The 940-nt window shown below is 69.8% G+C and carries 2 protein-coding genes; one reads left to right on the forward strand and one right to left on the reverse strand.

Going from position 1 to position 940, the window contains the following annotated elements:
• On the reverse strand, window positions 1–240 hold a 240-nt coding region (locus tag AC1DW3_RS30355; protein WP_477937948.1), incomplete at its 3' end, for a GntR family transcriptional regulator.
• Window positions 241–336: 96 nt separating this feature from the next.
• On the opposite strand from AC1DW3_RS30355, the gene AC1DW3_RS30360 reads away from it, so the two are divergent.
• A partial coding sequence (locus tag AC1DW3_RS30360; RefSeq protein WP_477937950.1) for an FMN-binding negative transcriptional regulator occupies window positions 337–940 on the forward strand: 604 nt, incomplete at its 3' end.

Raw genomic sequence — 940 nt, forward strand, 5'->3', positions numbered from 1 at the left:
CGCCTCGACCGGGCTGCGGGCGCCGGCGGCCACCCGGCTCGCCGCCCCTGGCCGCGTCTCGATGAAACCCTCGGCCGCCAGTTGCTCGTAGACGGTGCTGACCGTCGTGCGCGACAGGCCACGCTCCGCCGCGCAGGCCCGCGTGGACGGCAGCACCTGCCCCGGCGCGTGCGTGCCGTCGCGGATGCGGGCCTTGATCTCCTCGTAGAGCGCCCGGGAACGGCTCTCGGCTGCGTCCATCAACTGGCCCAGCTGATTTGTTGAAAACTGGAGCTTCTCACAAGGCCACGCCGCGCGCATAGTGGCGCATCCCTGTCCACCTTTTCGCCCCCTGCCATGTACGTGCCCGACCACTACCGAGAGAACCGTCCCGACGTGCTGCATGCGCTGCTGCGCGCCCACCCGCTGGGCACGCTGGTGACGCACACGGCCGAGGGTGGGCTGGACGCCAACCACATTCCTTTCGAGCTGGCCGAGGACGAAGGTGTGCATGGCGTGCTGCGTGCCCACGTGGCCCGCAACAACCCGGTGTGGCGCGAGGTGGCCAGCGGTTCACCCGTGATGGTTGTCTTCCGCGGCCCCGAGGCCTATGTCTCGCCGAGCTGGTACCCCAGCAAGCACGAGGCGCACAGGCAGGTGCCGACGTGGAACTACGAGGTCGTGCATGCCCACGGCCGGCTGCAGGTGATGGATGACGAGCGCTTTGTGCGCGGCCTGGTGGCCCGCCTCACCCGCGAGCACGAGGCCGGCGAGGCCGTGCCCTGGAAGATGGGCGACTCACCCCAGGACTTCATCGCCCACCTGCTGACGCTGATCGTCGGCATCGAGGTGCATATCGACCGCCTGGAGGGCAAGCGCAAGCTGAGCCAGAACAAGGAGGCGCGCGACATCCAGGGCGCGGCCGAGGCGCTGCACACTCGTGGCAGCCACGGCGTGGCCG

Source organism: Roseateles sp. P2_H4, from assembly GCF_056403315.1.